This is a genomic window from Rickettsia sp. (assembly GCF_965035265.1).
The window spans coordinates 1-10,113 of sequence record NZ_CBCDJS010000048.1 but is presented as its reverse complement, the minus strand read 5'-3'; the positions used below and the strand labels follow the sequence as shown (position 1 = coordinate 10,113).

The following is a 10,113-nucleotide window of genomic DNA, read 5'->3' as shown; positions in this document are numbered from 1 at the left end:
GATGCTACAGGCATCCCACTGCTCGCCTGCTTTAAGATAGACATGATTTGGCTATCACTGTGTTTTGATATTGTCATTTATAGAATCTCCTTCTTTACTTCTAAAAAATTCTACTCCTTTTGTCGATTGTTTTTGGGGAGGATTACCTTGTAGGAGAAGTCGCAGCGGTTATTCCTGTAGCTCCTGCTGCAGCTCCTGTAGCTCGTGTTGCACCGTTAGTTTTACCGGCAGACCCTGAAGAGGACGTAGAAGAAGAGGTAATAGCTGCTCCAGTAGCACCGGCACCGGTTGTTATTAATGCTGAAGATAGAGAAGAAGGTTTACCTCCAGTAGCAGAAGGCGGGGCAGAAGAAGTAGAAGCTGCCCCGATTCCGGCAGCAGAAGCCCCAGTTGTAGCAGTTATAGCTGCTGATCCTGATGTAGCTGAAGATGTGGACGGTGGAGAAGCTCAGGTTATAGTGGATGCTCCTAATAGAGAAGAGGAAAGAGCAGAAGATGGCGAAGCTGTAGAGCGTTCAATTGCACAAGCTCCCGCAAATCTTGGGGAACAAGTGGTTGCTAATGAGCCGAACTTTAATGATTCTGAAGCTAATTTTGGGCAAGAAGAAGATAAGAAAGAAGAAGAAAAACAATTAGCTGCTGCTAAAGAAGAAGCAAAGCGTACCGAAGAAGCAAGAATTGCTGAAGCTTTAAGAGTTGAAGCTGCTGAAGTTGCAGAAATGCAAACAGCAGTAAAAGCAGACAAAGAAATGATTGGAGCAATATATAATCCGATTCGCGATATCGCCCGAATGAACCATGATATTATATCGCATAGAATGTTATCTAGTGCTGCGGTTGCTGCGTGTGATGAAGACGAAAGAGTGTTAGATAAAGGTCTTTGGATTGCAGGTACTATCGGTACTAATAAGCAAAAAGGTGTGGCTGGTTATAAAGGTCATGCTTCCGGTGGTACAATCGGTTTTGACATCGGGTTTGACAACTTTAGAGATTTAGTAGGTGTTGCTTATACTAAACTAGATTCAAAGTTTAAATCTAGCGGTAGTAAGTTAAACACTACTGTTGATAGCCATATATTAGCTCTATATGGTCAAAAAGAGTTACCGAAAAACTTTATGGTACAAGGTATGTTTGCTTATAATCATAATATCGTGAAGAGCAAAATCAACCGTTTAGGTACTATTGCAACCGGTAAATATAAGAATGATAATTATAACTTTGAAACCTTATTAAGTTATAATTATCTTATGAACGGCGGTATTACTCTCAGTCCAAATCTTGGTATAAGATACGGTCACTCTAAAGACGGTTCATACCAAGAAAGCGATGTAGGTATACAGCATTTAAGCATCGCTTCTAAGAAGCAAAACTTATGGAGCGGTATTTTAGGCGGTAGCGTAGCTTTAGCTCCGCAAAAAATAGCTGAAGGTTTTAGTATTACGCCTGCACTTCAAGCTTCTGTAGAAAACTACTTTAACAATAAGAGCAAGAAACTTAATGCTAAAGTAAAATGGAAAGATAGAGAAGTTAATGAAACTATCGCATTACCGAAGCAGCCTAAAGTTGGTTACAATATCGGTGCTAGTGTTTTAACTGAAAAAGGTAATGTAAGCGTGTTACTTGAGCATAACTGTCACTTACAAAAGAAATATCAAAGCCACCAAGGTTTTGTAAAGTTGAAAGTGAAGTTGTAAGTTATTGTACTATACAAATGTTGACTTACGTACGGAGTAAATCGTCATTGCGAGCGGTCCAAAGACCGCGTGGCAATCCAAAAAAATAAAAAATTCTGTAAATCAGAATTTTTTACTGGATTGCTTCGTTAAAACTTACAGTTTTTTCTCGCAATGACGAAAAATACAAGTCGTACAATACTACCTATTCGTCTCTTACTACTAAAACTGATATATCTGAATGGCGGACGATTTTAGAAGCATTAGGTCCAAGCATATAATCTTTTAATTGCAGTCTGACTGCAGAGATTATTATTAAATCGGCTTTAATTTCATTAGAGCGCTTAATTATTTCATCATAAACAGCACCGCTACCTATATAATAATCGGTTTCAATTTCATCGGGAATATACTGTTTGATAAGCTCTTTAATTTGAGCTTGATACTTTTCTTTTTTCCCTGTTCTCCAATTTTTAGGTAAATAATCTTCGAACATTTTCGTACCGAATTCAGGAATTACATACATAAAATGTAATTTTGCTTGAAAGTTCGTCGCAAGCATTAAAGCCTTAGAAAGAATGCCTTTTATAGATTTTTTATCATTTAAATCTATAGGTATAAGTATATTTTTAAATATAATATTTTCAGACATAAGATATTATTAGTTTTTGTTTCTTACTGAATCATGTTTTGGTAGAACAAAATTTTTAGTATCGGCAAAATAGTTAATGTCGAGTTTATTTAATAAGTCATTAGAAAGCTTAAAATTCGCTACGTTTCTATGAAAAGCTCCGATAAATTTATCTAAAGTATCGCGATTCACCTCATCTCTAGTCACTAGGATTGCCGATACTTTTACTGTAGTTTGATCATCGGTAATCCCTTGATATAAGCCCTTGTGAAGTATCGTTTTATGAAAAGCTCTATTTTGTTTTATTAATTCTGCTATTTTATCATTTTCAATTGAAACAAAATCAACTTCACACTTATTAGCTATTAATTTTACTAAGGGGTTAGAGTGTCCAACCATCATTATTATAGCATCTATTTCCTTATTACAGAATTTATCAATAGAATCCTCATAATTAATGTGTAGCTCTTCAGGTTCTTTAGAAAATTTATATAAAGAACGTACAGCATTATAAGTAATATTACTACCGGAAAATGCCGGACCATTAGTTATTTTTTTTCCGTCAATATCAGCAAAAACTTTTATTTTATCCTCATCTTTTACAATAACCGTAAAAAATTCATCATGTAGATTAAGCACCTGACGTAAATTTTGCATTTTTTCTTGATCGTGATAATATCCTATACCCTCATATGCTTCTACTGCAATATTGGCTTGCACTAAGGCTAAATCAATTTTCCCTTGTTGTAATAATTCTAAATTTTCTATACTGCCGCTTGTTGCAACAACTTCGCATTTAATATTTTCATTATTTTTATCGTCGTTTGTAATTGTTTTACATAAATCAAGACCTATAGAATAATACCCTTTTAAAATAGAACCGGTACCGATTTTAACAACTTTTGGAGAAGCATAAATATTACTGCAAATAAGAAATATAATAATGCCGCATATTTTAAAAATAAAATTATTCATACAACTAATTTGGATTATTTTCAGTATTTTGTTCTTCTTTATGCTCACCAAGTTTTAGTTCCAATAAATTAATAGAACCGATATTTATTCCTTTATCTGAAAACTCAATGTCAAACTTAGCTTTTTCTATATTGTTGTAAGCTGAATTTACATCAGTTTGACCTATATTTAAGCTCTCATCGGAAGCTTTATTAATTGCTTTAGTAATGATTGTTTTAATTATTTTTTTAGAAAAAATAATGTTATTCGGTAATAATTTATCAACTATAGAATTATAATTTTCCAGTTCAAAAGATAGCTTACCTTCCGGTAATTTATTAGCAAAGAATTGTAAAGCGCCGTTTAAGTTAACTTTAGAATCATTATCACAAGTAAAAATGAATCTTTCTACGGTAAAATTTTGTAAAAGAGCTGAATCTTCTCCATCTTCAACAAATTTTAAAGAAGCAGCAATATCTAAATTAGCATTTTTAAAATTAAAAATATCTTTTTCAGAAGCGTAATTCACATTTAAAAATAGGGAGATATTTTCTTCACTTGCTAAATTCTGTTTTCTTATAAAAAGGGCTAAATCATTAATTTTAAAGATTTCTTGATCATCTTTAAATATCAATAATGCTTTATTATTTAACTGAATTGATTTTAATACATCTTTTAAATTATCATTTTTTGATATTTTGTATAAAGGTTTATTAAATTTTCCTATACCATTTATGTCATCATTACTGCGTACATCATAAGTAAATGTTTTATCGCCGTAATTATCAGTTTCTCTAATAAAAGGACCAAAATTAAGAGCAGCTTTTTTGGTACTAAAAGCTATATTTAGGACAATATTTTCGCTAGTAAATTCTTTAGAATTTACATGATCAATTAACTTTAGTTTAGGATCAGTTACGGTGATTTTCCAATGAAAAGGATAACCTGAAAACTTAACCGCATTATAAGATATTTTAAGATTATCGGATTCAGAATTTTTAATTAAACTTACAACATTGTTTTTTATAGTATATGCGATTGCAAACCATGTTATAGTAAATGCTAAAAACACAAAAAGAAGTATTTTACGTATCACTTTATTTAATCCATTATAATTTTATATTACGAGTAGCAGAAGGAAGGCGTACTTTTATACCGTCTAATTCTTCGGTTAAAATAATTTGACACCCTAATCTAGAAGTATCCGTAAGACCGAAGGCTAAGTCAAGCATATCTTCTTCTGCTTCCGTAGGTTTTTTTAATTTGTTGTAAAATTCTTCTTCTAAAATAACGTGACAAGTAGCACAAGCAAGCGATCCTTCACAAGCTCCTTCAAGGTCTATATCGTTACTATGGGCAATTTCTAAAATAGAAAGCCCTATAGGTGCTTCTACTATTTTTTCTTCTCCATCATTTATAATAAATGTTACTTTTATTTTTCCTGACATTCTTCTTATTTTTCCTTATCTTATTTGATTGATATTTTTGCCTTTTAGCAAATCATTAATTATTATATTAAACTTTGTATCCATAGATTTTTTTATTTTGGATTTAAAATCTTTAATAGAATTATTAATTAAGAGCCGATCTCTAGCACATGCGGCTTCTTTTATATTATCTAATAAAGAATTAATTATAGATATCTCACTTTCCGATAATAAAGTTGTTAATTCTGCTATAGCACGTTCTATGTTAAAGACTAAAGCCTCTGCTTCAATTACTGCTTCTTGTAATAATCTTGTAGTATAATCTATTTTAGCATTTTTATAAGCGTTTTCTAGCATAATATCAATCCCTGTTTTATCAATACCGTGATTTGGCTTTACTTCTATAGTATGTGATGTATTACTGATTTTTTCATAAGCGGAAACGGATAATATTCCGTCTGCGTCAATAGCAAAAGTAACTTCTGCTCTAATACTTCCTGCTTTCATAGGAGGAAGCCCCTTTAACTCAAACCTTGCTAAACTGCGGCAATCAGCAGCCATTTCACGTTCACCTTGCAGTATATGAAATTGTATACCGGTTTGATTATCGGCATAAGTCGTAAATTCTTTTACTACCGAAATAGGAATCGGAGTATTACGCATGATGATTTTTTCAACTATACCGCCATATAATTCCATACCCAGCGATAAAGGTACTACATCAATCAATAATGAATCTATATTGGGGGTTGTTAAATTTTCTGCTTGTAATGCAGCTCCCCATACAACTGCTTTATCAGGATCAATATCAGATAAAATATCTACGTTAAACGCTTTATATAATTCTTTTTTTATTAAAGGAGTACGGGTTGCACCGCCAACTAAAATAACTCCATCTATATTCGGATTTCCTGCTTGTTCTAAGCATTCTTTGGCTATATTAATAGTACGTTCTATTAAAGGTAAAATTAATTGCTCTAATGCTTGCTTATTAATTGATATATTATCATTATTAAAACTATCTTTATATGTTAAAGTTTCTTTTGCTTTTTTTGCAAGTTGTAAAGTATCTATAGAATCAGGTAAATCAAATTTATTACAAAGATATTGTGTAATTACTACATCTATATCGTCACCGCCAAGCATATTATCGCCGTTTGTTGCTATAACTTGAAAAATACCTTCTTGTATATTAAGAATAGATATGTCAAAAGTGCCGCCGCCTAGGTCATATACTAAATAACAACCGTTTTGGTTTTTGTTTAAGCCGTAAGCATAGGCAGCTGCAGTAGGTTCGGCAATTAGCCTTAATACTTCAAAACCTGCTATTTTAGCCGCAAGCATTACTTCCCCTCTTGCTGCATCGTTGAAATGTGCAGGTACTGTTATAACGGCTTTAGTTATACTAGTCTTCAATTGCTCTTCTGCTTGATTTTTTAGGTAAATAAAAACTTCCGCTGCAATTTCAGGAATTCGCATCTTTTTATTGGCAAAATTTAGTTTAAGCTCCCCGCTATTTATATCTAGATAATCTTTAACTAGCGAAAAAAGTGTTGGGGTATTTAGAATTTCCTTTAATGTTTTACCGAATAGTCTTTTAATGGAACGAAGACCCTTATTACTACCTATCGTAAAACTTTCATTTGTAAATTCTATAGTAGTCGGAATTAATTCTTTATCGTCTATAGTCTTAATAACTTTAACTTTTCTATTAGCTGAAATGGCTATTAGTGAGTTAGTAGTGCCGAAATCGATACCTACGGCTATTTGAGGCTCGCACTTAATGTCAGCTTGTCCCGGTTCTCTAATTTCTATTATTTGCATGATTTTATTTTTTCTTGCAGTTTACAAAGCAATGTCCCAATATATTTAAGTTTGCTAGTTTTTATGGTTGCATCTGATAAATTCTGCTCCTCAAACGCTTGGTTTAAAGAATCAATTTTTTGCTTTTTCATTAATTCATATTTGTCTTTTATTTTTTCTAAATTACTTAATAAGTTAGTATTTTCAATTATTTCCATTTCATCCCAAAATATACTTAATTCTGAACTAGAAAGTGAACTACGTACTTTTTCGTCGTTTAAGTTTATATTTTGTAAAAGCAGCATATATTCGGCACGCTTTAAGGCATCTTTAAGAGTAGAGTAAGCGTTATTTAATTCAGCTGCAATAATTAGATTTTGTTCCTTTTCTTGCAAATTTTTTGCTTTGTCAGGATGATATTTTACCTGCATAGCAAAATATTGCTTTTCTAATATCTTTAAATCAATATTATAATTTTGCGGAAGCCCTAGTAATTGAAAATAATTTTGCACTTTATAATTTTATATTGTTCACTGTCATACCGTGGCTTGACCACGGTATCCAGTCTTTTTAAATTTTTTCTAGATACCGTGGTCAAGCCACGGTATGACACCGAGTGCGTTTTTCGATCGATGTAACATTATTATATACATTAAAAATTAAAAAAATACAATTATGGAAGTAGACCTATTACAGTTTGAGAAGAAATATCATAACTATATTGTAGCAGGTATAGATGAAGCAGGTAGAGGACCGCTCGCAGGTCCGGTAGTAGCAAGTAGCGTTATAGTGGATAAAGACAATATTATCCCAGGTATTAAAGATTCTAAAAAGCTTTCTAAAAAGAAAAGAGAATTATTATATGAGCAAATAACTAGTAATTATGTTTGGTCAACCGCTATTATTTCCCATACTGAAATTGATGAGATTAATATATTAGAAGCAACTAAAAAAGCTTGCGCTATTGCTGCGGCAAATCTTACCGTTAAACCGGAAATAGTTTTAGTTGATGGCAATATGCGGTTTAATGATAAAAGATTTGTTAGCATCATAAACGGAGATAATTTATCATTATCGATTGCTGCGGCTTCTATTATCGCAAAAGTTACTAGGGATCGTTTGATGTTAGATTTAAGTACTGAATTTCCGCAGTATTTATGGCATAAAAATTCCGGCTACGGTACCAAAGAACATATCGAAGCTATTAATAAACACGGCTTATCACCGTATCATAGAAGGGGTTTTAAGTGTTGTTGAGTGAATTGGTTTTAACGTCATTGCGAGGAAAAACTGTAAGTTTTGACGAAGCAATCTCAGGAGTTTGTTATTACTTCATGAGATTGCCACGTCGCTTCGCTCCTCGCAATGACGGTTTTGGTATCCACAACTCACGCCATTAACTCAATTCAAGTGCTGCTTCTTCAAGCGTTTTTAGCTGATCACGAAGTTTAGCGGCTTGTTCAAATTCAAGATTACTTGCGGCTTTAAGCATGTCTATTTTTAATTTATCAATATGAGCTTTTAACTTAGCCGGATTGTCAAATAGAGTGTGAGCTTGTTTTTTATCAAGCTTATTATTGATTTTCTCAAGTTCTGTTAAAGCGTGAATAGCACGGTTGATGGTTGTTGGAATTATGCCGTGTTTTTCATTATATTCCTGCTGAATCTGTCGTCTACGTGCCGTTTCACTAATGGCTTTATCAATAGATTTAGTCATTTTATCGGCATAAAGTATTACTCTGCCTTCACTATTTCTTGCAGCTCTTCCTATCGTTTGTATTAGCGATACTTCTGACCGCAAAAATCCTTCCTTATCAGCGTCAAGTATAGCCACCAAAGCACATTCAGGGATATCAAGCCCCTCCCTTAATAGATTAATACCGACTAAAATATCGATAGTACCTTGTCTTAAATCTCTTAATATTTCAATACGTTCTAGAGTATGAACATTGGAATGTAAATAAGATGTTTTATATTTTAGCTCCTGCAAATAGGCGGTTAAATCTTCTGCCATTTTCTTAGTTAAAGTAGTGACTAAGACACGAAAACCTTTAGCGATAGTGGTTTGAATCTCGCTAATTAAATCCTCAACTTGGTTAGTAGCGGGTTTGATAATACATTCAGGATCAAGCAGTCCAGTAGGTCTGATAATCAGCTCTACAACAATGCCGTCGGTTTCTTCTAACTCGAACGGTCCCGGAGTTGCTGATACAAAAACGGTTTGTGGTCTGAATTTTTCCCATTCTTCAAATTTTAAAGGTCTATTATCAAGAGCAGACGGCAAGCGAAATCCATGCTCTACCAAGACTTCTTTCCTTGCTCGATCACCGTTATACATCGCTCTAATTTGCGGTACAGATACGTGGCTTTCATCAACAAATAATAACGCATCTTCTGGTAGGTACTCGAATAATGTCGGTGGTGGCTCACCGGCATTACGCCCTGTAAAGAATCTAGAATAATTTTCAACGCCTTTACAACTGCCTGTTTCTGTTAACATTTCAAGATCATATTGAGTACGTTGATTTAGCCTTTGCGTTTCAAGTGGTTTATCTTGCGACTTTAAGAACTCTAAGCGTTTTTGTAACTCTTCTTCAATGTCTGATATAGCTTTATTTACGGCTTCTCTTGGCATCACAAAGTGTGAATTACCAAAGACCATAGCTTTATCGAGTTTAGCAAGTTTTTCGCCTGTTAGGGGATCAAATTCATGAATAGATTCTAGCTCATTACCGAAAAACGATAAACGCCAAGCTTTATCGCTATAATGTGAGGGAAAAATATCGATGTTGTCGCCTTTAACTCTAAAGCAACCACGTTCAAACCCGATATCGTTACGCTCATATTGCAGATTTACCAAATCATTTAGTAGTTTATCACGAGGATAGCTTTGTCCTGGCTCTAGATTAACTGTCATCTGAGAATATAAATCAGGAGAGCCAAGCCCGTAAATACATGAAACGGAAGAAACTACTATAACGTCACGACGCTCTAATAGTGATCTTGTAGCGGAATGACGCATTAAATCAATCTGTTCATTAATTGATGAATCTTTTTCTATAAAAGTATCGGTGCGTGCTATATAAGCTTCAGGCTGGTAATAATCATAATATGAGACAAAATACTCAACGGCATTCTTCGGAAAAATCGACTTCATTTCTGAATAAATTTGAGCGGCTAAAGTTTTATTATGAGCCATAATAAGAGTAGGGCGATTAGTTCTCTCTATAATATTCGCCATAGTAAAAGTTTTGCCCGATCCCGTAATACCAAGCAACATTTGTGAGCGTTTTTTGTTATTTAACCCTGTTATAATTTCATTTATTGCTGTTGGTTGATCGCCTGCTGGTTTATAATCTGATATAATAGAAAAATTATTCATTTATTTACTTATCTTAAATTAGAGTTATAATAACTTAAAATTAACTAAAAAAATATAACATTATGAATAAAACTATATTACATACGATTATTATTTATACTCTTGCTAGTTGTCCTTATTGTATTAAAGCTAAAGCATTGCTTGATGAGAAAAATGTTGTTTATGAGGAAATTGAAGTAAGTAATTTTACTCAGGAAGAGAAAGAAAAATTTATTAAGAAATCCGGTGGCAAAAGAACTGTTC

General features: G+C 33.1%; 10 protein-coding genes. 3 read left to right on the top strand and 7 right to left on the bottom strand.

What is annotated here, in order from left to right:
* The first annotated feature begins 119 nt into the window (after window positions 1-119).
* Window positions 120-1,694, top strand: a complete 1,575-nt coding sequence (locus AC1Z7D_RS04240; protein WP_482602264.1) for an autotransporter outer membrane beta-barrel domain-containing protein — start codon at window positions 120-122, stop codon at window positions 1,692-1,694.
* Window positions 1,695-1,878: 184 nt separating this feature from the next.
* Here AC1Z7D_RS04240 and AC1Z7D_RS04235 read toward each other — a convergent pair whose 3' ends face one another.
* Genes AC1Z7D_RS04235 through hscB form a run of 6 tightly spaced genes read right to left on the bottom strand, consistent with a single transcriptional unit; the run spans window position 1,879 to window position 7,000 of the window.
* Window positions 1,879-2,325: a universal stress protein gene (locus AC1Z7D_RS04235; protein WP_482602262.1), complete on the bottom strand. Its 447-nt coding sequence runs from the start codon at window positions 2,323-2,325 to the stop codon at window positions 1,879-1,881.
* Between the two features lie 9 nt (window positions 2,326-2,334).
* Window positions 2,335-3,279, bottom strand: a complete 945-nt coding sequence (locus AC1Z7D_RS04230; RefSeq protein ID WP_482602260.1) for a TAXI family TRAP transporter solute-binding subunit — start codon at window positions 3,277-3,279, stop codon at window positions 2,335-2,337.
* 4 nt (window positions 3,280-3,283) lie between these two features.
* Window positions 3,284-4,354, bottom strand: a complete 1,071-nt coding sequence (locus AC1Z7D_RS04225; protein ID WP_482602258.1) for an RP198 family tick cell line-upregulated protein — start codon at window positions 4,352-4,354, stop codon at window positions 3,284-3,286.
* A gap of 13 nt (window positions 4,355-4,367) precedes the next feature.
* Window positions 4,368-4,706, bottom strand: coding sequence for a ferredoxin family 2Fe-2S iron-sulfur cluster binding protein (locus AC1Z7D_RS04220; RefSeq protein WP_482602256.1), 339 nt, complete (start codon window positions 4,704-4,706; stop codon window positions 4,368-4,370).
* A 15-nt stretch (window positions 4,707-4,721) separates the two neighbouring features.
* Window positions 4,722-6,509, bottom strand: a complete 1,788-nt coding sequence (gene hscA, locus AC1Z7D_RS04215) for a Fe-S protein assembly chaperone HscA (protein WP_482602254.1) — start codon at window positions 6,507-6,509, stop codon at window positions 4,722-4,724.
* Window positions 6,500-7,000, bottom strand: coding sequence for a Fe-S protein assembly co-chaperone HscB (gene hscB, locus AC1Z7D_RS04210; RefSeq protein ID WP_482602252.1), 501 nt, complete (start codon window positions 6,998-7,000; stop codon window positions 6,500-6,502). Before hscB ends, hscA begins: the two co-directional genes overlap by 10 nt.
* A gap of 163 nt (window positions 7,001-7,163) precedes the next feature.
* On the opposite strand from hscB, the gene AC1Z7D_RS04205 reads away from it, so the two are divergent.
* Entirely contained in the window at window positions 7,164-7,745 is a 582-nt protein-coding gene (locus AC1Z7D_RS04205) for a ribonuclease HII (protein ID WP_482602250.1), read from the top strand.
* Window positions 7,746-7,884: 139 nt separating this feature from the next.
* Here AC1Z7D_RS04205 and uvrB read toward each other — a convergent pair whose 3' ends face one another.
* Complete coding sequence (gene uvrB / locus AC1Z7D_RS04200; protein ID WP_482602248.1) at window positions 7,885-9,870, bottom strand: excinuclease ABC subunit UvrB; 1,986 nt, start codon at window positions 9,868-9,870, stop codon at window positions 7,885-7,887.
* Between the two features lie 62 nt (window positions 9,871-9,932).
* On the opposite strand from uvrB, the gene AC1Z7D_RS04195 reads away from it, so the two are divergent.
* The coding region (locus AC1Z7D_RS04195; RefSeq protein WP_482602246.1) for a glutaredoxin domain-containing protein at window positions 9,933-10,113 on the top strand (181 nt) is incomplete at its 3' end.